The organism is Sutcliffiella horikoshii (genome assembly GCF_019931755.1).
Lineage (GTDB): Bacteria > Bacillota > Bacilli > Bacillales > Bacillaceae_I > Sutcliffiella_A > Sutcliffiella_A horikoshii_E.
In genome coordinates this window covers 3,409,630-3,431,097 of the sequence record NZ_CP082918.1, presented here as the reverse complement: position 1 = coordinate 3,431,097, position 21,468 = coordinate 3,409,630, and the positions used below count along the sequence as shown (strand labels likewise).

The window sequence follows — 21,468 nt, the reverse complement described above, 5'->3', positions numbered from 1 at the left end:
CGAGCATTTATTGCCCGGTTTTTTTGTCGCTTCAAAACTTTTCCCTCATAGCTTTGATGTATGTTTCGATGCTGTGGTTTTTGATGATGGAGCCTTCTGTTAGTAGGAAGCGTGAGGGGGTCATGGTGTGTTTGTAGTGCCATGTTCTTTTGCTTATGGGTGCTACGACTTTTGTTGGTGGTACAAAAGGGACGAGATCGGCAAGGTTGACGAAGCGGATGGAACCCGGGACATACTCGTTGTACAGGTTTGCAAAAGCTTCATTCCCTACACGCGGGGCACCATAACTATACATATATAGCGAGGTGAATTTTGTATTGATAGCACAATCTAGTGAAAATAGGGCAGCCAGTGCTCCTCCGAGGCTGTGACCGGTGATGAATAATGTCTTGGAAGCGGATAGCTCTTGCTGGAGGCACTGCAATAACTCTTCTCTCATTGACTCATATACCGAAAGGAAACCACCATGTACAAGGAGCTGGTTACCCGTGTCACAATAAGGAAAAGGCTGCTGGAAGATTTCCGCATCAGAAATCCAGTCAGGATCTGTTTGGGTTCCGCGGAAGCTGACGACAATCGCGTCCTCTGATTCTAAAATAAATCCGAACCATTCCAGGCTATGAAAAGATACACCTTTGAATTCTTTTACCAAATTAAAGCCGTTAGGTATAGAAAAAATGCCATTTTGATGATACTGATCATATGCGAACTGACAGCATTCTGCTAGGAATACTGCCCAATCCTTGGAGAAAATATCTCTAGTGTACATGTATCATATCCCTCACTTTTATGATAAATCGTGATAAAGGCCTATGATAATGTATGGACTCGGCAATAAAGTGGTGCTTATTTGATAAAAGGGAAAGGGGAAACAAGTAGAAATGTGGAACTAATAAGGGATGATATTTTAAGAAAGGAGGAGTAAATACCATATGGGATATGAATTGAAAACAAAGGAAACGGACAATAGTGTCATTGAATTTATTGAAACGGTGGAAAGTCCAAAAAAGCGGGAGGATGCTTATCGATTGTTAGAGATTTTCACAGAAACGACGGGTTATGAGGCGAAAATGTGGGGACCAAGTATTATCGGATTTGGTTCTTATCATTATAAATATCCTACAGGCCATGAAGGAGATTTCATGCTTGTCGGGTTTTCCCCTAGAAAGGCGAAAATAAGCTTATATTTTGCAACAGGTGATTCAAAAAGGGAAGAATTGTTGGAGCGTTTCGGCAAGCATACGACAGGGAAGGCATGTGTATACATAAATAAAGTAGCAGATATTGACGTAGAGGTATTAAAGGAGTTAATCCAGCAGTCTGTGACATTTTTGCAAGACATGTATCCGTCTAAATAAACAAAAGGAAGCCTAGTTGCAAAATTGCTTTAAGGCTTCCTTTTTAGTTATTCAGTATAAGGATCTTTCTCATATCCATGTAAGTCACCAAAGGAAGTCATAATACCTTCCTCATCAAGGGCATCTTCATAGGCCTCATGTTTAATGGATGGATATACAGTAACATTTTGACCATACATATCTGTTCCTACAAAATTTTCGTAATCCTCTACATAACCTTCATTCTCTTCGCTTTCCACATATGTGCGGTCATAATTCTCCACATCATCTGAAAAGTCGGAAGGACTCTCTGATGTACCGTATCTTTGAACAATTTGCCATGTGTCTTCCGCGTCAAAGGCCACGCCTTCTGATTCATCGTATTCAAACCTCCCATACGGAGGCATCAATACTTTTTCTTCTACAGGTCGATCATGGGAAACAACCTGATCTGGACTGTGCTCTTTACAATAAGTGGTGGTCGGGATAGCATCCAGACGCTCTTCGGCTATTTCTTTTCCACAAACCTCACAAACTCCATACGTGCCAGATGCCATGGCTTGAAGTGCATGATTGATGTCTTTCATTTCTTTTTCGGCATGTTCATTTAATGCTAAGTCTTTTTCTCTTTCGTATAATTCGGTTCCAAGGTCACCGGGATGGTTATCGTAAGCGGAGAGCTCACTTACTGTTTCATATGGATGCTCCTGCTCCATCTGGTAATGATCATTCTGGTCCAAGTGTGCTTGAAGCGTTTGTTTTGTAGCTTCTAGTTGTTGTCGTAACACATTTATTTTATCAGGGGATAGCATACAGATAGACTCCTTTCAAATCCTGTCTATTTGTATTATGAGCGTTCATTCTAAAAATCATGATTGCCAATTAAAAAAACTGACTCCATCATGAGAGTCAGTTTTTAAAAATTATGCAAAGTAACCAATTACAAGACCGATTCCGAGTAAAAAGCCGAAAATAGTATTCGTTTTTGCGGTTGCCACCATTGCCGGCATCATCGTCACATTGCTGTTATTGTTTGTGAAGCCTTTGATCGCAGAAAGTGGTTTAGCAACAGATAAGAAAACTAATAATAACCAAAATGACGCGTAACCGAGTGCAATAAAGAGTACAATAAGTGCATAAGACACAATGAACATGGCAGCTAAAAGCAGGATGGCATTCTTTCTGCCAAGTAAAATCGCCACTGTTTTCCGGCCGTTCTCTTTGTCGCCCACAATATCGCGAATGTTATTTGCTAATAAAATAGCTCCGACAAGAATGGAGATCGGGATGGAAATTAACATCGCAGTATCTGAAATGGTACCTGTTTGGATGTAGAAAGAAATTAGAATAATAACAAAACCCATAAAGAATCCTGCTACAATTTCTCCAAATGGGGTATATGCAATAGGGTAGGGACCTCCTGTGTAGAAATACCCTGCTGCCATACAGGCTGTTCCGATGGCGGCCAACCACCATGTGCTATTCATACAAATATACACACCAAGTAATGTAGCGATGCCGAAGAACGCGAATGCCAGTTGAAGTACAGTGGACGGTTTTACGCCGTGCCTTACGATGGCACCGCCGATGCCCACTGAATTTTCATTATCGAGTCCCTTTTTATAATCGTAATACTCATTGATCATATTAGTCGCTGCCTGAATTAACAGGCTGGCCAATAACATGGCGAAAAATAAAGGCCAGTCAATGCTGGTGTCATAAAGAGCAAGTGCTGTCCCGATAAATACAGGAACAAACGCAGCAGTTAAAGTATGTGGACGCAGTAGATTCCACCACACCTTCCATCTTTTTTTTGTAGGTGCTTGAAAGCTTGTCTCTGTTTGAATTGTCTGAGGTTGCATTATGTGACCCCTCCATCTATTATGGCGAAATAAAAAACGAAAACAATATATTATAAATACAATATAAGTGTATGTAAAGGGACAAAAGGTGTCAACGGTTTTTCAGAAGAAACACAGGAAGATTTTACATGTATCTATATATAAGGAAGAAACGCGAAAGAAAACGGCTCATTTTGTTGACATAAAAAGGTTTTGAGGTGTATCTTTAAGGAAGCAATTTCGAGACAAAGTCTTGCGGTAACAAGGCCTCGGGGGGAGTCTTACATGATTACAATACCATTTCATCATATAGTGAGTTTATGGGAGGAAGCGAAAGTAAAAGCAGCCTCGATAAACCAGTCGGTCTTAATTAGTTATACTAAAAAAATAGAGCAGCTAGATCCCCTGCATTTTTTTCGAAAAAGTGAGCAATTCTTTGAAGGACAAAGGTTCTTTTGGTCAAACCCTGATCATTCCCATATGATGGTCGGTGCAGGTGTGACAGCGGAATTCACTGCAGATGGAGAAGATGACAGGTATCATGCTATTGAAACGCAATGGAAGCGTTTTACCCGGCAGGCGGTTTGCAACCAAGATACACATTCGGTTGGTCCTGTTATGTATGGAGGCTTTTCCTTTGATCCAAAAAAGAAGAAAACAAAGCTATGGGACCAATTTGCAGACGCGTTATTTATTTTACCAACCTTTATGCTTACAAAGGTAGAAGGAAACACGTATATCACAATCAATTTTCTGAGTGATTGTGATGAAAGTGTATTGAAAGAATTGGTTAGTCTTGAAGAGCAGCTTCTAAGTGGCTCTTCTATTAAGCATGTTAACACTACTTCTATTGTAAAGTGTCTAGAAATGGATCCAATGGAATGGAAGGAGTCCATCTCTAAAGTTACGGAGAAAATAACAGACGGACAGATGGATAAAGTGGTTTTGGCAAGGGAGTTACGAGTCCTATTCCAAGATAAGGTGAATGTAGCTCCTGTATTGGAAAACCTGATGGAAGAGCAGGCGAACAGTTATTTATTTACGGTAGAAAGAGGGACCGATTGCTTCCTTGGTGCAACACCGGAACAGTTAGTGAAGAAACAAGGCACGAAGGTTCAGTCCATGTGTTTAGCAGGGTCGATCGCCAGAGGGGAATCGGTGGAAGAAGACGCACAGCTAGGCAGTGCTTTACTTACGGATGAGAAAAACATGCATGAACATGACCTTGTTGTGCAAATGATACGTGCTTCGTTAGAGAAGGTTTGTGAAAATGTGCGTACACCATCAGAACCTAACCTTTACAAAATGAAACATATCCAGCATCTACACACACCTGTAACGGCGGAATCTACCGATGATTGCAGCCTTTCAGATCTAATAAAATTACTACACCCAACACCGGCACTAGGCGGGTTTCCGCAAGAAATTTCCCTTCAAACCATAAGGGAAGTGGAAAGACTGGACAGAGGTTGGTATGCTGGTCCACTTGGCTGGATGGACTGGAAAGAAGATGGAGAGTTTGTGGTGGCTATTCGTTCAGGTTTGCTTCAGGAAAGAGAGGCGTCCTTGTTTGCTGGATGTGGAATTGTCGGAGATTCCGATCCGGAAAGCGAATATCAGGAAACACAGATTAAATTCCGTCCAATGTTATCAGCACTAGGGGGCAACTCATCACAATGAATTCAACGAATGACATGACCTATTATCTTGCAGCATTTGTAGATGAATTAGTAAAAAGTGGACTGGAGGACGCGGTAATAAGCCCCGGCTCCCGTTCCACTCCAATAGCTCTTCTGTTGGCAGAACATCCAGCGGTAAATAGTACGGTCCTAATTGATGAGCGATCTGCGGCTTTTTATGCCCTGGGACTAGCAAAGACAAAAGGTAAGCCGGTTGTTATTCTCTGTACGTCAGGTACTGCAGCAACCAATTATTATCCTGCCATTGTGGAGGCCTATCAATCCAGAATTCCACTCATTGTCTTAACAGCAGATCGCCCACATGAGCTACGTGATGTTGGCGCACCTCAAGCGATTGATCAATTGAAAATGTACGGAGACTATGTGAAATGGTTCGTTGAGATGTCATTGCCTGAAGATACTAGGAGCATGATCCGATATGCGCGGACGATGGCTGCTCGAGCTGCGGGTACTTCCCTTAGCGCTCCTAAAGGACCAGTTCATCTTAACTTTCCTCTACGTGAACCTTTGATCCCAGACCTTGAAGCAAATGAGCTTTGGTCCAAGTACATAGAGAGCAATGAATCAATTATAGAGGTAAATGTAGGCGAATACTCCATTTCCGATGATCAGGCTCGCTTCTTTGCAATGCTAATGAGTGAACGAAAAAAAGGAATCATTGTTTGTGGAGAAATGGCGCAGTCAAAGGTCGATGCATTTTCTAAGGCGGTTACGGAACTCTCACAAACCTTGCAATATCCAATTTTTGCAGATCCTTTATCAGGGCTTAGAACGGGAACACATGAAAAAGACTCCATATTAGAAGGTTATGATGCCTTTTTGCGTTCAGATGACGTGAAGAAGAACTTAGAACCTGAGATCATCATCCGTTTTGGAGCAATGCCAGTATCGAAATTTTTGATGCAATACATAAGCAAGTCCAGTAATGCGATACAGATTGTCGTAGATGGAGACGGCGGGTGGAGAGATCCGACGCTTCAAGCAAGCTATATGGTTCATGCCGAAGAAACGCTTTTCTGCCACAAGGTATTGGAAAGTCTCACAGCGCGTGATTCCTTTGAATGGTTAGATGGTATCAAATCTTTAAATGACGTGACAAAGAAGATACTTTCAGAGGAAGACAACCTGAGCGGTATGTTCGAGGGAAGAATCATTTCCGAACTTCAAGTAATGTTACCTGACAGTTCGGCTATTTTTGTAGGAAACAGTATGCCTATTCGTGATGTGGATACCTTTTTGTATACAGATGATAAAAAACTGACGGTGCTTGCAAACAGGGGAGCCAATGGGATTGATGGAGTTGTTTCCACGGCACTTGCAGCAAGTAAAGCTTATGAAAATCTAGTGCTAGTAATTGGAGATTTATCTTTCTATCATGATATGAATGGGCTGCTTGCCGCCAAGTTACTAAAGCTTAACGTTACCATTGTGCTTGTAAATAATAATGGAGGGGGAATCTTCTCTTTCCTTCCGCAGTCAAAAGTGGAAAAGCATTTTGAAGCGTTGTTTGGCACTCCGACAGGGATGGATTTTGAACACGCGGTAAAATTATACGAAGGCGATTACATGAGAGCGGAAAATTGGCCGGACTTCCAAAAAGCAGTGACATACTCCATTAACAATAAAGGTTTAAAAGTGATTGAAGTTCCGACAAATCGTGCAGAGAATGAAGAGATTCATCGGAAATTGTGGAAAAATGTTTCCCAGGAAATGATTTCGATCTTGGAGAAAGAAGAATGATGGAGATTAACGGGGTATACTATCATGTAGAAACAATTGGTGATGGTGCCCACCATCTTCTTATGCTGCACGGTTTTACTGGGAGCGGAAGAAGTTTTCAAGACATAATAGCAGGTTTTGAAAATAGGGAAGACTATACTTTTATATTGGTAGATCAGCTTGGGCATGGAAAAACTGATGCACCGGCTCACCATGAGCGCTATAGGATGGAAAAGGTGCTTGTTGACTTGAAATCTATTTTGGATAGATTAAGTATTTCATCGGTATCTATTTATGGATATTCTATGGGGGGAAGGGTGGCACTTTCTTTTGCGGTGGCTTATCCCAAGCTGGTATCGAAATTAGTGCTAGAAAGTGCGTCTCCCGGCTTGGAAAAGATGGAGGACAGGAGCGCGAGGATAAAAGCGGATGAGAGGCTTGCAGAGCGAATAGAAAAAGACGGGGTAAAATCCTTCGTTGATTTTTGGACCAACATCCCTCTTTTCCAATCACAAAAGTCATTGCCTGTAATAAAGCAAGGGGCTATTTATCAGCAACGGGTGAGTAATTCACCTGTAGGACTGGCAAATAGCTTGCGTGGTCTTGGTACCGGAATGCAACCATCTAATTGGAATTATCTTGATAAAATCGATTGTCCTGTACTTTTGGCCGCAGGGGAATGGGATGAAAAGTTTGTCCTTATTGCTCAGGAAATGAAAAAAAGGATAGAAAAATCGGTTTTTTTCAAAATAAGTGGTGCTGGACATGCAATTCATGTGGAACAACCGCGAAAGTTTGGTAAAATAGTAAGTGAGTTTTTGTCGAACTAATTTATGTTAGGGAGGAAATAAAACATGGCACGAGAATGGATAGCAGGACCAAAACAATTTGAAGACATTTTATATGAAACATATAACGGGATCGCAAAAATTACGATCAACCGTCCGGAAGTACATAATGCTTTCCGTCCGAAGACAGTAATGGAATTAATTGAAGCGTTCGCGTATGCACGTGATGATTCTAGTGTTGGCGTCATTATTTTAACTGGTGCTGGAGACAAAGCGTTCTGTTCCGGAGGAGACCAAAAGGTTCGCGGACATGGCGGTTATGTTGGAGAAGATGAGATTCCTCGTTTGAACGTACTTGACCTTCAACGTTTAATCCGTGTAACTCCAAAACCTGTAGTGGCAATGGTTGCAGGCTGGGCAATTGGTGGCGGACATGTATTGCATGTAGTATGTGATTTAACCATTGCTGCTGACAATGCACGCTTTGGACAAACGGGCCCTAAAGTGGGAAGCTTTGATGCTGGTTACGGTTCCGGATACCTTGCGCGTATCGTTGGGCATAAGAAAGCTCGTGAAATCTGGTACCTATGCCGTCAATATGATGCGAAGGAAGCATTGGATATGGGTCTAGTGAACACGGTTGTTCCTTTAGAGCGTTTAGAAGATGAAACAGTACAATGGTGTGAAGAGATGTTAGAAAACAGTCCTACTGCTCTACGTTTCTTGAAAGCTGCCATGAACGCGGATACTGATGGCTTGGCTGGTATCCAACAATTCGCTGGAGATGCTACATTATTGTATTACACTACGGAAGAGGCAAAAGAAGGTCGAGATGCTTTTAAAGAAAAAAGAAAGCCGGACTTTGGACAATTCCCTCGTTTCCCTTAATAATTACACTTTTGGTGATTGGAGGGCAATCTAAGAGCTTTTGGCTTTTGGATTGCTCTTCTTTTTATGGGGAAATTGGTGTGAGGAGGTAAAAGCTATGACAGTATTGCCGAACTTTTTGATGAAACGTGCTGCCTTGACGCCGGATCGAATAGCACTAGAGATGGAAGGTAAGAGGGTTACTTTCTCAGAGTTATACAGTAATTCATTGAACTTTGGCGGCAAATTAGTAGAGCTGGGCGTAAAGCGTGGGGACCGGGTTTCCATTTTTATGGCCAACAGCATGGAACTGGTAGAATTGTTGTTCGCACTGAAAAATATTGGTGCAATAACTGTATTACATAATTTGAGGTTAACTTCAAAAGAGCTGTCTTATCAAGTAGAAGACGCAGCATCCCGTTTCATTTTGGTGGATGACGAAAGAGAACTAGGGCTCAAGGAAAGTAAAGAGTTTATGGGAACGCAGAAAATCGTGCCCTTTTCAAAGGTTGTTCAGCTAAAAGGCAGTGAATTGCCGCTAGTAGAGGAATTTTCTCTGGAAGAGATTGATACCATTATGTACACAAGTGGTACTACGGGTTTTCCTAAGGGAGTGAAACAGACCTATGGCAATCACTTTTGGAGTGCTACAGGCTCTGCTTTGAATATGGGATTGCATGAAGAGGACTGCTGGCTGTTAGCAGTGCCTATTTTTCATATAAGTGGATTGTCGATCTTAATGAGAAGCGTGATTTATGGAATGAGAGTGATTATTCATCGACGTTTTGAAGCGGAGGCAGTACATCAGGATTTGATGGAACGACAAGTTAGCATAGTATCGGTTGTCACGACTATGTTAAGCGGTTTGTTGGAGCAACTTGGTTCAACATCCTATCCACCATCGTTTCGGTGCATGCTTGTTGGGGGCGGGCCTGTACCTAAATCCGTATTGGAGGAGTGCAAGAGAAAATCTATTCCGGTCTACCAGACTTATGGGATGACAGAAACATGCTCGCAAATTGTCACCCTCTCGCCTGACTTTGCCATGTCGAAGGTAGGTTCAGCTGGGAAACCGCTATTTCCATGCCAGTTAAAGATAATGCTTGATGGAGTGGAAGCTGCTCCAATGAAAACAGGGGAAATCGTTGTGAAAGGTCCGAACGTAACAACTGGGTATTACAACCGGGAAGAGAGCACGTCTGAGGCAATAAAAGATGGATGGTTGTACACAGGGGATTTAGGTTATGTAGATGAGGACGGTTTTTTGTTTGTCGTGGACAGAAGAAGCGACTTAGTCATTTCAGGTGGGGAGAACGTCTACCCTGCAGAAATTGAAGCGGTTCTTATTTCCCACCCTTCTATAAAAGACGCAGGGGTTACTGGCATGCCGGATGATCGGTGGGGACAAGTTCCAGTGGCATTTGTTGTTACCGATAGGGAAGAAGAGCTGTTGGAAGAAGCTTTACTTTCGTTTGTGCGCGAGCGGTTGGCAGGATATAAAGTACCTAAACAAATATATGTTGTGGAACGGTTGCCGAGAAATGCGTCGAATAAGTTAATGCGCAGAGAGCTATTAAAAATGTTGCCTGGTTGGGAGGACAATGATGAAAATTGAGAAGGTTGATTTATTCCTGACTTCTATGAAATTAGTTCAACCATTTCGAACTCATCAGGAAACAGTCACAGACAGGGAGAGCATTTTAGTTAAAGTCACTGATGACGAAGGGCATTCTGGATGGGGGGAAGTGGTTGCATTTTCTTCTCCATGGTATACAGAGGAAACGATTGAAACTGCCTGGCATATGTTGACTGAGTTTTTTATCCCAACGATTATTCAAGGGGATTGGAAGTCGCCGTGGGAAGTGAATGATGCTCTTTCACATTGGATGCGAAATCAGATGGCTAAGGCAGGTATAGAGATGGCCATGTGGGATCTATTCGCAAAGCGGGCTGGTATCTCTTTGGCAGAGTATATTGGTGGTGTCCGTAAAGACGTGAAAGCTGGAGTGGTAGTGAGCATGGATTCTCCAGAGGCGATGCTTTCCACTATTGAGAATAGAATAAAAGAAGGTTATGAACGCATTAAGGTGAAAATAGATCCGGCAAACGACTACCAGATGCTTAAAGTGATAAGGGATGCTTATCCGGATATAGCTTTATTAGTAGATGCAAACTCTGCCTACACGCTTATGGATGTGGAGCGGCTAAAAAGATTAGATTCGTTGAATTTGCTGATGATTGAACAGCCACTTGCGGCGGATGATATTGTGGAGCATGCGGAACTGCAAAAGCATTTAACCACTCCTGTTTGCTTGGATGAAAGTATCGTGAGCCTTCAAGATGTAAGAAACTCTGTAAAGCTTGGAAGCTGCAAAGTGATGAGTATTAAGATCGGCAGGGTGGGTGGACTGGCTAACGCCATCGACATCCATGACTTATGTAAGGAGCATGACATTCCTGTCTGGTGTGGAGGTATGTTGGAGACGGGGATTTCGAGAGCCTTTCATATCGCACTGGCTTCTTTGCCCAACTTTACTATCCCGGGCGACCTTTCTGCCTCAAGCCGTTATTGGGAAAAGGATGTCATTATACCGGAAGTGGTAGTGGAGGATGGAAAAGTGAAAGTACCAAAAGGACCGGGCATCGGCTTTGAAGTGGATGAGCCGTATGTAGAACAAATCAGTAAACGAAAAGCAACCTTCCCTGCAAAGAAAAAAGACCACTAAAAAAAATGCGACCAAATAATAAACGAATAAAAAAAGATGACAAAAGGCCCTGCAGCACCATCCCTGCAGGGCCTTTTTACGTTAACTTATTTATATTCGACGCGGATAGCGAAATTCCTAGAGGGGTCTGACCCCCTTTCTTTCTTTTTTTTCACTTTTTTCGCGCTTTTTTGTTCTTGACAAAAGTTTGCTTAGGGTTTAAGTTTTGTATGAGGGCAACTTTTTAGGTTAAGGCTTAAATTACTGTCATTGGTCAAGTTTTGAATCACATTTTTATTTTCTTCTGCATAAAGTGGTCTAGGAGATAGGTGAGAATGTGTATTTTTTTACCATAAAATTTGCATAAGAGAAACTTTTGTTACTTAGTACAAATACTTATTGTAAAAGGAGAGAGATGAAAATGAAAAACCTTTTGGGGAAATTGTTACTAGTAGGAGCACTTGGGTTTGGGTTGACAGCTTGTTCTTCCGGAGCGAACAGTGATGAAAAGGAAACCATTCAAGTTACCACCACAATTGCTCAGATAGCTGATATTGTGGAAAACATAGGTGGAGATAAAGTGGAAGTACAAAGTTTGATGGGACCTGGAATCGACCCTCACTTGTACCAAGCATCCCAAGGTGATTTAAGCAAACTGAATGATGCAGATATCATTTTTTATAATGGGCTTAGACTAGAGGGGAGAATGGGCGAAATCCTGAATAAGATGACAGAAGAAAAGCCGACAATTGCGGTCGCGGAATCTGTACCAACTGAAATGCTTTTAGTTGCAGAAGGGGAAGCAGATAAGACGGATCCGCATGTTTGGTTTGATATCTCCCTTTGGTTGTATGCTGTAGAAGAGGTGAAAGATACACTTATTGAACAAGATGAAGAAAATGCAGACTATTATGAAGAGAACGCAGCTGCTTATATTGAGGAATTGGAAGAACTGGATGCATATGCGAAGGAACAAATAGCAACAATCCCACAAGAGAGCAGAGTGCTTGTGACAGCTCATGATGCATTTAAATATTTTGGAGAAGCATACGATATGGAAGTGACAGGACTTCAAGGTTTAAGTACGGATGCGGAGTTTGGTTTGAATGATGTGCGGTCCATTGTAGATCTACTGGTGGAAAGAAACATAAAAGCAGTTTTCGTGGAAAGCAGTATTTCTGAAGACTCCATTAATGCAGTAGTTCAAGGTGCAGAAAGCAGAGGGCACACGGTTGAAATTGGCGGGGAGTTGTACTCTGATGCAATGGGGGCTGCAGGAACAGAAACGGGAACATATTTAGGAATGTTCCGACATAATATCGAAACAATCGTTAATTCGTTAAAATAAAATATTTTATATATGAAAAAGCAAATTAGAAAGTAAGGTGAACGAATATGGAGCCGGTCAAAATAGAAAATTTAACAGTAGCTTATCATCGTAAACCTGTATTAAAAGAAATTAGTTTCAGCGTACCGGAAGGAAAACTTATCGGGATTATTGGGCCGAATGGTGCCGGTAAATCCACGTTAATAAAGGCGGCTTTGGAATTAATACCAAAGGCGTCTGGCACTATATCAATCTATGGAAAATCATACAGATCACAACGTAAATTAATCGGCTATGTGCCACAACGTGGATCTGTTGATTGGGACTTTCCAACAAATGCACTCGATGTTGTCCTAATGGGAAGATACGGTCATATTGGTTGGCTGAAAAGGCCTAATAAAAAAGATGTGGAGTTTGCTTTTGAGTGCCTTGATAAAGTGGGGATGAAGGAATATGCCACCCGCCAGATCAGCCAACTTTCAGGTGGACAACAACAGCGAGTATTCTTAGCAAGAGCACTTGCTCAGGACGCAAGTGTTTATTTCATGGATGAACCATTTGTCGGGGTGGATGCAGCAACGGAGAAAGCGATTATTACTATACTCAATGAACTGAAAGCACAAGGGAAAACGGTGCTCGTAGTACATCATGATCTCCAGACAGTGAAGGAGTATTTTGACTGGGTTCTGTTACTTAATCTTAGAAAAATTGCGATAGGTCCAACAGAAGAAGTATTCACGATAGATAATTTGCAAAAAACGTATGGTGGACGGTTGGCATTTTTAGACCAAACACATGCCATTGTCGAACAATAGGAGTGAGAGTATGGAAACAGTTCTCAATATGCTACAAGATCCGAACGTGCAGTGGGTGCTGCTAGGAACGATTCTGCTTGGAATAGCAAGTGGTGTCATCGGAAGTTTCGCTTTATTAAGGAAGCAAAGCCTTCTTGGTGATGCCATGGCACATGCTGCCCTGCCGGGTATTTGTATTGCTTTCCTACTATATGGTGCGAAATCGATGTCATGGTTACTAATTGGGGCATCTATTTCTGGGCTAATCGGGACTTATTGTATTCAAGCCATTATTAAACATTCTCGAATAAAAGAAGATACAGCAATCGGTCTCGTTCTTTCGGTATTCTTTGGCTTCGGTATTGTCCTGTTAACGTACATTCAGCAAAATGGGAGTGGCAATCAGGCGGGGCTTGATTCCTTTATTTTCGGGCAAGCGGCAGCGATTGTCGGATTGGATGTTCAAATTATCAGTGTGATCGCCTTTGTGTTGATTTTCATCACGTTCATCCTTTTCAAGGAATTGAAATTGATTACCTTTGACCCTCAATTTGCGCAAGGGATAGGGTTACCAATAAAGTGGCTGAATGGGCTGTTGATGACGATGATTGTCGGAGCAGTTGTCATTGGCCTTCAAGCGGTTGGGGTTATTTTAATGGCAGCGATGTTAATCACGCCTGCCATCGCTGCAAGATATTGGACTGAACGACTTGATCACATGGTAGTGCTGGCTGGGCTGGTCGGAGGAATATCTGGGATTGTTGGGACATTGCTCAGTACACTTTCACGAGGAATGCCAACAGGACCTTTAATAATTTTAGCAGCAACGATATTATTTTTAATCTCGCTTATATTTGGTACCAAAAAAGGGTTATTGCCTAAAATGGTGAAGCAATGGAAGGTCAAACGCTTAGTCACAAGGGAGAATGTATTATCAAGTCTGTATGAGTTGAGTGAAACCACGTTGAAAGAGTCAGAAGGGAAAGAAATCGGAAGCTATTCCTTCCAACAAGTGGTGGAATTACGGCCGGTTTCCACTTTTACACTTCTCGGTGTGGTTAAGGACTTGAAAAAAGAAGGATTATTAGCAGAAGAGCAAGCTAATAAACAATTGATGCTAACGGAAAAAGGGCTTGAGTTGGCCCATGAAATTGTTCTGAAAAACAGGTTATTGGATATGTATCTTATGTTTGAAAGCAAATTCCCTGTCTCAAATTGGCGAGAAGGCAGTATGGACCTTTTAAATGGACCGAAAGAAATAATTGATGAGCTACGGGCTTTGCTCAAAGATTTCGGCAGGGAACCCAATGGTTTATTTTTATATAAAAAGAAAAGAAAAATAGGAAACAAAGGCTTCCATTCTGCAGTAGAAGGGAGTGAAGGCTGATGAGTTATGAAGGATGGATTATTTTAACTGGATCATTAGTCGGCATTACTTGCGGTCTTACTGGATGTTTTCTTATCCTAAGAAGAATGGCGATGCTTGCGGATGCGATTAGTCATACTGTATTACTTGGTATCGTTGGAGCATACCTTGTCTCAAGCAGCTTAGACGGTATATATATGTTTGCAGGCGCATTAGTTGTGGGGTTATTGACCGCATTTTTCATTCAGCTGCTCCATTCCTCAGGCGTGCAGTCAGATGCGGCAATCGGTGTTGTATTTACTTCTCTTTTTGCGCTAGGCGTTATTTTAGTATCGTTATACGCAGGAAGAATTCATTTAGATGTGGATCATGCGCTGATGGGGGAAATAGCCTTTGTTCCTTGGGACACATTGATTATTGCAGGAATGGATCTCGGACCAAGGGCAGTATGGATGCTTGGAGCTGTTCTGATCATTAATCTGGCAGTCATTCTGCTCTTTTATAAAGAATTGAAAATTTGCTCGTTTGATCCTGAAATGGCCCTTGCCATTGGGATACCGGTCATGTTCATGCACTATTTATTGATGGGGATGCTCTCCATCACTACAGTTGCCTCTTTTGATAGTGTAGGGGCGATATTAGTTGTAGCGATGCTTATTGCTCCGGGGGCAAGTGCTTATCTCCTGACTGATAAATTGAGTATCATGCTTTTATTAAGTGCCGGTATCGGGGTTGCCTCGGCAGTTCTTGGATATTATGCGGCATCCATGTTTAACGTTTCGATATCAGGTATGATGGCTTCGATGGCTGGGTTATTGTTTGTTTTAACCTTTTTCTTGTCGCCAAAGCACGGATTAGTTATGAAGTGGTTCTTTAGAAGAAGTCTATCAAAGGGAAGCAACGGCCTCCAGTAATTGGGGGCTTTTATTTTTATAAAAAAAGGAAATTACAAAATACGGTTGATTTCCGTTCCAGGCGCTTCGCTTGCCTGCGGGCGGTCCGTGAGCCTCCTCACTCCGTTGCGGGGTCTCACCTGTCCCTTCCTCCCGCGGGCGTCTACGCGCCTTCCACTCCAATCAACAAGGTTACTTCATTCAATATAGGGTTTATGAAGAGGTATTTGAGTTAACCACTGAAAAAAATAAACTTTTCGTTCTTGTAGTTTCTAGCTGTGGATTGGAGCAAAAGGCGAAGACTCCTGAGGGAGATAGCGCTAGGTGGAGACCCCGCAGGCGAAGCCGAGGAGGCTCTCGTCAGCCCCTAGGAAAGCGAAGCCATTTGCGGAAAGGAACAGCGGCGATTAACCAATCAACTAAAGAACCGGCTTTATTGCATAGAAAAGCCCAAGAGTTACCTGCCAGGTAGCTCTTGGGCTCTTTGTTTTTTAATGAGCAGGCTTGAATGTTTTACAGTCGGTATCCTTTGAATTGTGTGCAGTGTTCCCTTTGTGGCTCACCACATAGATAGCATCGGCTTGGCAAAGGTTGCCTTGTCCCCAATAGTTACAGTTTTCCACTTCACATAATACTTCTTTTGCCAATGTTACGTCCTCCTTTTTTGTACAGAAGATACGTTTTTATTGTTAGCCATAAAAAAATTTTCATACTTGATTATAAAAAATAGGTATAATTTATAATTTTATTGACAAAGAGAATCATTCTCAATTATTATGTAGTTATAAAAGAGAACGATTCTCAATTAAGCGATAGAAGGGAAGTAGAATATTATGGCTTCATTAATGGTAGTTGGCGCAGATCATTTAGGCAATATTCAAGAAAAACTTGTTACACAGGGATTTGAAAATGTCTTACATATTGACGGAAGAAAGGTACAAGTAGTGAAGAGAAGCATTCCTGAGCATATTGATATTATTTTGGTTCTAACCGATTATATCAACCACAATCTTGCTAAAGTGATCAAGCAAAAAGCAAAAGAGAGCAACAAACCTGTTTTCTACTGTAAGCGTTCATGGAGTTCGATCCAGAAAGTACTGTGTAATTTTTCAAAATAAGAAAAGCCAGGAGCACATTACTCCTGACCTTAATTTTCACTTCTGATGTATTTTTCATCCTTCATAAACAATCGCCAGAAGTAGATAAAGCCTGGAAATAAAATGATAAAACCGACAATATACGTGATGAAAAGTGCCCGAAAGGAAGCAGGGTCTGTAAATGCGTTTTGGATTGTGACATTAGGATAGATGATATAGGGAAGATGTGCCCGGCCGTATGCGTAACTTGCCAACGCGTACTGGATAAAAGCAGAAACAACCCCTAATCTCGGCAGGCCGGTCCAGCCATTCTTTCCTGGAATAACAAGTGCAACGCCTGTTACGACAAACATACCCGCAGAAATGAATAACCATACAATATAGTCCATCATTCCATTAAAGAGCCATGTTGCTTCATATCGCATGGTGACCATGATTAACAGGGCTCCCAATAATGAAACTGGACCTAGTATTAGTGCATCTCTTCTATAAATAGCATACGCATGTCTGTCATTTGCAACTTTAGAAAAGTCAGCAAGCAACAAAGAAGACAAAAACAACGTACTGCTAATTGCAAAAAGGATGAAAGAGAGTGCGTTGGGACTTGTCAATAAACGGCCAAGCATTAATGTATCCACGCCGTCAATATTGTCCACAAACCCGCCATGAGTAATCGGCAATACGAGTATTAAAAAAGCTGGGATGATAATACCGCTGATACCCGAAACGTATGTTAAAGGTTTATGGTAATCATCCACGATATGAGAGAACACAAGGAACCCGCTTCGCACTGCAAGCAACAGAAGAATGATGCTTCCCGGGATTAAAAGAACAGTCCCTAGCGTATAGGCAGCGCTTGGAAAGAAACTGTATATAGCCACCACTACAGCAACAACAAAGACATTGGTAACTTCCCATGTTGGCGATAAATACCGGTTAGCGATATTGGTGGCATTTGTTTTTTCATTCTTGATATAGAGCATGGACCAGAAACCGGCTCCAAAATCCATCGTCGCCATGACGGCGTATATGAAAATGAAGCCCCATAGGACGGTAATTGCCAATATTACATCTGTCATGAAGGTAATCCTCCTTATGCTTGAACCCCGTTAGATGATGGGGGAATATCGTTCAACTCGTCCTCAATTGGATGGCGCTTAAAGTAATAGCGAAGGACTAATACCACTGCAACCCCGAGAAGTACATAGATCCCTGCAAACGCGATGAATAATGCGGCAAGATTTTGGTTGCCTGTTACAGCATCCTCCGTTAACATCACTCGATAAATAACCCAAGGCTGTCTACCCGTACATGCGAAAATCCATCCAAACTCGATAGCCATCACCGAAAGAGGACCCGCTGCTACAAAGAGCCACATAAGCCATTTTGGATAGGTTGTTTTTTTGAGAACCTTGCTCCAAAAGAAGCCAACCAAAGAGAGCATGATTAAAAGTGAACCTATTCCAACCATTGCGTTGAAAAGGGTATGGACAAATAATGGAGGCCAATACTCCTCAGGGAAATCATCGAGTCCGACCACGACCGTGTCAAAACGGTCATCCGCTAAAAAGCTCAAAGCCCACGGTATTTCAATGCCCCATTTCACTTCCTTTGTTTCACGGTCGGTGAATCCTCCGACTGCAAGTGGAGCATGTGACTGTGTTTCAAAGAGTCCTTCTGCTGCCGCCAATTTTTCTGGCTGGTATTGATGCAAAAGTTGCGCAGATTCATGACCGTTAATGGCCGTCATAAACGAAAATATTCCTCCCACAACAAGCCCCATGATCAGAGCCTTTCGGTGAAATTTATATACTCGCTCATCATGCTTGTTTCGTAACATTTTATAAGCTGCAACAGAGGCAATGACAAACGCACCAGTCATAAATGCAGATACTGCCACATGGGCAGCAGTAACGACGAAACTTGGGTTAAAAAAAGCAGCCCAAGGGTCGACATCGACTATCTGGCCATTTTCAATTCGGAATCCTGCCGGTGTTCCTTCAAAAGCATGGACGTTTGTTATCAAGACCGCTGACGCCGCCGCACCGATGGTCACAAGCGTCACACTCAATATTCGCATCCACGGTGAAATGCGGTCCGCTGCATACACGTAAATGGAAATAAACAATGCTTCAATGAAAAAAGCATATATTTCAATCTGAAAAGGGAGGGCCATAACCTTACCGATGACCTCCATAAAACCAGGCCACAAAAGGGAAAGCTGAACTCCGGCGATCGTCCCTGTAGGAATTGCGACACCAAGTAACACCGCTTTAGCTTTCGTCCATCTTTTTGCCATAATAGCGTATTCACGGTTTTTCGTTTTCTGATACATTAATTCGGCAATTAAAATCATTAAAGGAATCCCAACGCCAAGTGTCGCAAAAATGATATGAAATCCCATCGTGGTTCCAAACAATGACCGTGCAATTACTACATCTTCCATTTTGGCTACGTCCCTTCAAGCTGTTATATACCGTTAGAGTCCACATTTTTCCACAAAATATGCATAATTTGCTAAAGAAAAAGTAAGACCATAAAGCTGTCAGAATGATAAGTAAAATGGTAATTTAAATTACTTGAAAGGATGCTGTATAAACTATAAAATTAAAAGCGTAATGATTACGATTTGATAATGGTTTTATTTGCTTTTAGAGCAAATGTATAATGGGTATTAGGATTATAAGAAGAAGAAACGTTAGGAGTGCTAATAAAATGTCAAAAAAGGTACCAGTTTACGTTATAAGCGGATTTTTAGGGAGCGGCAAAACAACCGTGCTTTTACATATGCTAGAACATTTTAAAAATGAAGGATTAAAGCCCGGAATCATTCTAAATGAACTTGGTGATGAAAATGTGGAAAATCACCTTTTTCAGGGAGAGAGGGTGGTGGAGCTTCTGAATGGATGCATCTGCTGTACCATTCAAGTTGATTTGAAATCCACGCTAGATCAATATGTGGGTGAAAAGGTGGACGTCCTAATTATTGAAGGAACTGGTGTCGCCAATCCACTTGAAATTAAAGATGTCTTGTTGACCCCCACGTACATGGAACATTTTGAATTGCAGTCCATGATCAGTCTTGTAGATGCAAGTCATTATCTGGAGTATCAAAGCTTTTTCAACAGTTCCAAAGAAATACGAGGCCTGTTGAAGGAGCAAGTCACATCTGCCCATTTGTTGGTGTTGAATAAAATGGATCTTGTCTCCGAAAAAGAGTTGATTAAAGTGGAGTCCAAGCTTGCTGATGAGTTAGAGGATCACATTCCTGTCTACCGGACGAGTTATGGGGAGGTTCCACTGGAGATTCTTTTGGAAAAGAGAATGCAAATGAGAGAAGTGAGAGTGGAAGGGGATGGACATGGCCATGATAGTCATCACCACCATCACCACCATCACCACCACATTGAAGCAGTGAAAGTCGCGTTTTTCGAGCCTGTAAATCGAGTGGTATTAGAGAAACAATTGAAGAAACTTTCTAAACAGGTGGTAAGGTCCAAGGGGATTGTGCGGCTTGATGAAACTCCAGGCTTGTACGAGTTTCAGTATGCTGCTTCCACTTTGGTGTTGAACAGAGTCGAGAAAATCGACGTAGAGCCTTCCATTATTCTGATAGGAAAAGATATTGATGATAAGAAAGTGGAAGGGTTTTGTGAGGCGTTGAGAGGAAGAGGAGAGTAGGGAAGGGCTGTTTCTTAAGCGAATACGGAAATTCAAAAAAAGAGGCAGCCCAACAACGGCTGCCTCTTTCCATTTCTATTTAATTCAACGCCTTCTTCAACGTTTCTAAGTTTTGACGCATCAAGCTGAAGTAATCTTCTTCATTTTCTACGTCTTCTTCTGTTGCTGCCTCTAGGTTATGCAGGACTAGAGCCTCTGCTTTGATTTCATTTTTCACCACTTCAGCAATCTTTCCGCTGATGTTCTGATCAAAAATAACATATTGGATTTCATTTTCTTTTGCGGTGTTAATAATTTCAGTCAGTTGTTTCTGTGAAGGCTCTTGAGTTGGAGATAAACCAGTTACGCTGATTTGCTCCAATCCATAACGGTTCTCCCAGTAACCGTATGCTGCATGGGAAACTAATATCTTATTTGTTTTCGCGCTATCTACTGTTTCTTTGAATTCTGTATCTAATTTTTCTAAGTCAGCTTTCACTGTTTCAAAGTTTGCTTCAAAATCTTCTTTTGCTTCTGGTTTTAATTCAACAAGTGCATTTTTCACATTTTCAGCAAGTGTGATAGAAAGAGTAGGGTCTAACCACACGTGTGGATCTCCATTAGAATGGTCATGTCCTTCATGTCCATCTTCTGCATGCTCATCGCCGTGCTCTTCATCATGAGCTTCGTCGGAGTGCTCATCACCGTGTTCTTCGTCATGAGCTTCGTCGGAGTGTTCATCACCGTGTTCTTCGTCATGAGCTTCGTCGGAGTGTTCATCACCGTGCTCTTCGTCATGAGCTTCGTCGGAGTGTTCATCACCGTGTTCTTCGTCATGAGCTTCGTCGGAGTGCTCATCACCGTGCTCTTCATCATGAGCTTCGTCGGAATGCTCATCACCGTGCTCTTCGTCATGAGCTTCGTCGGAGTGCTCATCCCCGTGTTCTTCGTGTTCAGATTCTCCACCCTCTGGTCGTAGCTCAATTCCTTCTGCAGCTCCAACAATCTTTACGTCCTCGTTTCCTAGGACTTCTTTGGCTTTATCCGCAAAGCCTTCAACGCCAACACCTGTATAAATGAAAGCATCGGCAGAAGCCATTTCACTCATTGTTTTGGTAGATGGCTCAAAAGTATGTGCATCTGCACCAGCAGGAAAGACAGATTTCACATCAACATGATCCCCTCCAATTTTCTTTGTGAAGTCCTCCAAAGGGAAGATGGTCGTATAGACAGTCAACTTTTCACTGCCGTCAGAAGCCTGATTATCTGAATTACATCCAACAAGGAATGTAAAAACTACTAACATCATTGCGATAAAAATAGATTTAGTTTTCATTGTTTTCTCCTCTCGTTTATATATCCTCACACATTATA

The 21,468-nt window shown here is 42.0% G+C and carries 20 protein-coding genes; 13 read left to right on the top strand and 7 right to left on the bottom strand.

The genetic code is table 11. The features are described 5' to 3' along the window. Window positions 1-31: 31 nt before the first annotated feature. Window positions 32-769, bottom strand: coding sequence for a lipase family protein (locus K7887_RS17525; protein ID WP_223490906.1), 738 nt, complete (start codon window positions 767-769; stop codon window positions 32-34). 163 nt (window positions 770-932) lie between these two features. Between K7887_RS17525 and K7887_RS17520 the strand changes: the two genes are divergently transcribed. Continuing rightward, the gene (locus tag K7887_RS17520) at window positions 933-1,358 is read left to right on the top strand and encodes a DUF1801 domain-containing protein (protein WP_223490904.1); all 426 of its coding nucleotides are present in this window, start codon (window positions 933-935) and stop codon (window positions 1,356-1,358) included. 47 nt (window positions 1,359-1,405) lie between these two features. Here the strand turns inward: K7887_RS17520 and K7887_RS17515 are convergent, their stop codons facing one another. Together K7887_RS17515 and K7887_RS17510 are read right to left on the bottom strand one after the other, a co-directional pair. Further along, window positions 1,406-2,149 (bottom strand): TraR/DksA C4-type zinc finger protein, encoded by a 744-nt coding sequence (locus tag K7887_RS17515; protein WP_223490903.1) that lies wholly within the window; start codon window positions 2,147-2,149, stop codon window positions 1,406-1,408. 111 nt (window positions 2,150-2,260) lie between these two features. After that, the gene (locus K7887_RS17510; RefSeq protein WP_223490901.1) at window positions 2,261-3,199 is read right to left on the bottom strand and encodes a 1,4-dihydroxy-2-naphthoate polyprenyltransferase; all 939 of its coding nucleotides are present in this window, start codon (window positions 3,197-3,199) and stop codon (window positions 2,261-2,263) included. Window positions 3,200-3,463: 264 nt separating this feature from the next. On the opposite strand from K7887_RS17510, the gene K7887_RS17505 reads away from it, so the two are divergent. The 10 genes from K7887_RS17505 to K7887_RS17460 all read left to right on the top strand — a co-directional run bounded on the left by K7887_RS17505 (window position 3,464) and on the right by K7887_RS17460 (window position 15,358). Continuing rightward, on the top strand, window positions 3,464-4,858 hold the full coding sequence (locus K7887_RS17505; protein ID WP_223490899.1) for an isochorismate synthase: 1,395 nt from the start codon (window positions 3,464-3,466) through the stop codon (window positions 4,856-4,858). Further along, a complete protein-coding gene (gene menD, locus K7887_RS17500) occupies window positions 4,855-6,618 on the top strand; it encodes a 2-succinyl-5-enolpyruvyl-6-hydroxy-3-cyclohexene-1-carboxylic-acid synthase (RefSeq protein ID WP_223490898.1) in 1,764 nt (587 codons plus the stop codon). Before K7887_RS17505 ends, menD begins: the two co-directional genes overlap by 4 nt. Next, complete coding sequence (gene menH, locus K7887_RS17495; RefSeq protein WP_223493689.1) at window positions 6,618-7,427, top strand: 2-succinyl-6-hydroxy-2,4-cyclohexadiene-1-carboxylate synthase; 810 nt, start codon at window positions 6,618-6,620, stop codon at window positions 7,425-7,427. Before menD ends, menH begins: the two co-directional genes overlap by 1 nt. A gap of 24 nt (window positions 7,428-7,451) precedes the next feature. Further along, on the top strand, window positions 7,452-8,273 hold the full coding sequence (gene menB / locus K7887_RS17490) for a 1,4-dihydroxy-2-naphthoyl-CoA synthase (RefSeq protein WP_148988000.1): 822 nt from the start codon (window positions 7,452-7,454) through the stop codon (window positions 8,271-8,273). Window positions 8,274-8,370: 97 nt separating this feature from the next. After that, window positions 8,371-9,867, top strand: a complete 1,497-nt coding sequence (locus K7887_RS17485; protein ID WP_223490896.1) for an o-succinylbenzoate--CoA ligase — start codon at window positions 8,371-8,373, stop codon at window positions 9,865-9,867. After that, window positions 9,854-10,978, top strand: a complete 1,125-nt coding sequence (gene menC / locus K7887_RS17480) for an o-succinylbenzoate synthase (protein WP_223490895.1) — start codon at window positions 9,854-9,856, stop codon at window positions 10,976-10,978. The genes K7887_RS17485 and menC overlap by 14 nt, the downstream gene beginning before the upstream one ends. Window positions 10,979-11,378: 400 nt before the next feature. Further along, window positions 11,379-12,305 (top strand): metal ABC transporter solute-binding protein, Zn/Mn family, encoded by a 927-nt coding sequence (locus K7887_RS17475; protein ID WP_223490893.1) that lies wholly within the window; start codon window positions 11,379-11,381, stop codon window positions 12,303-12,305. A gap of 47 nt (window positions 12,306-12,352) precedes the next feature. Beyond that, window positions 12,353-13,099 (top strand): metal ABC transporter ATP-binding protein, encoded by a 747-nt coding sequence (locus K7887_RS17470; RefSeq protein WP_223490892.1) that lies wholly within the window; start codon window positions 12,353-12,355, stop codon window positions 13,097-13,099. 10 nt (window positions 13,100-13,109) lie between these two features. Beyond that, on the top strand, window positions 13,110-14,465 hold the full coding sequence (locus K7887_RS17465; protein ID WP_223490891.1) for a metal ABC transporter permease: 1,356 nt from the start codon (window positions 13,110-13,112) through the stop codon (window positions 14,463-14,465). Beyond that, window positions 14,465-15,358 carry a metal ABC transporter permease gene (locus K7887_RS17460; RefSeq protein ID WP_223490890.1) on the top strand — a complete coding sequence of 298 codons (894 nt, stop codon included), beginning with the start codon at window positions 14,465-14,467 and terminating at the stop codon, window positions 15,356-15,358. Before K7887_RS17465 ends, K7887_RS17460 begins: the two co-directional genes overlap by 1 nt. Window positions 15,359-15,828: 470 nt before the next feature. Here the strand turns inward: K7887_RS17460 and K7887_RS17455 are convergent, their stop codons facing one another. After that, a complete protein-coding gene (locus K7887_RS17455; protein WP_223490889.1) occupies window positions 15,829-15,984 on the bottom strand; it encodes a DUF1540 domain-containing protein in 156 nt (51 codons plus the stop codon). Window positions 15,985-16,170: 186 nt separating this feature from the next. On the opposite strand from K7887_RS17455, the gene K7887_RS17450 reads away from it, so the two are divergent. Next, on the top strand, window positions 16,171-16,455 hold the full coding sequence (locus K7887_RS17450) for a DUF2325 domain-containing protein (protein ID WP_010195229.1): 285 nt from the start codon (window positions 16,171-16,173) through the stop codon (window positions 16,453-16,455). Window positions 16,456-16,484: 29 nt separating this feature from the next. Here the strand turns inward: K7887_RS17450 and K7887_RS17445 are convergent, their stop codons facing one another. Together K7887_RS17445 and K7887_RS17440 are read right to left on the bottom strand one after the other, a co-directional pair. After that, complete coding sequence (locus K7887_RS17445) at window positions 16,485-17,513, bottom strand: cytochrome d ubiquinol oxidase subunit II (protein ID WP_223490888.1); 1,029 nt, start codon at window positions 17,511-17,513, stop codon at window positions 16,485-16,487. A gap of 14 nt (window positions 17,514-17,527) precedes the next feature. After that, window positions 17,528-18,880, bottom strand: a complete 1,353-nt coding sequence (locus tag K7887_RS17440; RefSeq protein ID WP_223490887.1) for a cytochrome ubiquinol oxidase subunit I — start codon at window positions 18,878-18,880, stop codon at window positions 17,528-17,530. Window positions 18,881-19,149: 269 nt separating this feature from the next. Between K7887_RS17440 and K7887_RS17435 the strand changes: the two genes are divergently transcribed. Continuing rightward, window positions 19,150-20,115: a CobW family GTP-binding protein gene (locus K7887_RS17435; RefSeq protein ID WP_223490885.1), complete on the top strand. Its 966-nt coding sequence runs from the start codon at window positions 19,150-19,152 to the stop codon at window positions 20,113-20,115. A 79-nt stretch (window positions 20,116-20,194) separates the two neighbouring features. Here K7887_RS17435 and K7887_RS17430 read toward each other — a convergent pair whose 3' ends face one another. Next, on the bottom strand, window positions 20,195-21,430 hold the full coding sequence (locus tag K7887_RS17430) for a metal ABC transporter solute-binding protein, Zn/Mn family (RefSeq protein WP_223490883.1): 1,236 nt from the start codon (window positions 21,428-21,430) through the stop codon (window positions 20,195-20,197). Window positions 21,431-21,468: the final 38 nt, after the last annotated feature.

Coding starts and splice junctions, on each gene's coding strand:
- K7887_RS17485 (WP_223490896.1), top strand. CDS start 8,371: ATGACAGTATTGCCGAACTTTTTGATGAAACGTGCTGCCTTGACGCCG.
- menD (WP_223490898.1), top strand. CDS start 4,855: ATGAATTCAACGAATGACATGACCTATTATCTTGCAGCATTTGTAGAT.
- K7887_RS17445 (WP_223490888.1), bottom strand. CDS start 17,513: ATGACAGATGTAATATTGGCAATTACCGTCCTATGGGGCTTCATTTTC.
- menC (WP_223490895.1), top strand. CDS start 9,854: ATGATGAAAATTGAGAAGGTTGATTTATTCCTGACTTCTATGAAATTA.
- menB (WP_148988000.1), top strand. CDS start 7,452: ATGGCACGAGAATGGATAGCAGGACCAAAACAATTTGAAGACATTTTA.
- K7887_RS17525 (WP_223490906.1), bottom strand. CDS start 769: ATGTACACTAGAGATATTTTCTCCAAGGATTGGGCAGTATTCCTAGCA.
- K7887_RS17435 (WP_223490885.1), top strand. CDS start 19,150: ATGTCAAAAAAGGTACCAGTTTACGTTATAAGCGGATTTTTAGGGAGC.
- K7887_RS17460 (WP_223490890.1), top strand. CDS start 14,465: ATGAGTTATGAAGGATGGATTATTTTAACTGGATCATTAGTCGGCATT.
- K7887_RS17465 (WP_223490891.1), top strand. CDS start 13,110: ATGGAAACAGTTCTCAATATGCTACAAGATCCGAACGTGCAGTGGGTG.
- K7887_RS17510 (WP_223490901.1), bottom strand. CDS start 3,199: ATGCAACCTCAGACAATTCAAACAGAGACAAGCTTTCAAGCACCTACA.
- K7887_RS17440 (WP_223490887.1), bottom strand. CDS start 18,880: ATGGAAGATGTAGTAATTGCACGGTCATTGTTTGGAACCACGATGGGA.
- menH (WP_223493689.1), top strand. CDS start 6,618: ATGGAGATTAACGGGGTATACTATCATGTAGAAACAATTGGTGATGGT.
- K7887_RS17520 (WP_223490904.1), top strand. CDS start 933: ATGGGATATGAATTGAAAACAAAGGAAACGGACAATAGTGTCATTGAA.
- K7887_RS17470 (WP_223490892.1), top strand. CDS start 12,353: ATGGAGCCGGTCAAAATAGAAAATTTAACAGTAGCTTATCATCGTAAA.
- K7887_RS17515 (WP_223490903.1), bottom strand. CDS start 2,149: ATGCTATCCCCTGATAAAATAAATGTGTTACGACAACAACTAGAAGCT.
- K7887_RS17450 (WP_010195229.1), top strand. CDS start 16,171: ATGGCTTCATTAATGGTAGTTGGCGCAGATCATTTAGGCAATATTCAA.
- K7887_RS17430 (WP_223490883.1), bottom strand. CDS start 21,430: ATGAAAACTAAATCTATTTTTATCGCAATGATGTTAGTAGTTTTTACA.
- K7887_RS17475 (WP_223490893.1), top strand. CDS start 11,379: ATGAAAAACCTTTTGGGGAAATTGTTACTAGTAGGAGCACTTGGGTTT.
- K7887_RS17505 (WP_223490899.1), top strand. CDS start 3,464: ATGATTACAATACCATTTCATCATATAGTGAGTTTATGGGAGGAAGCG.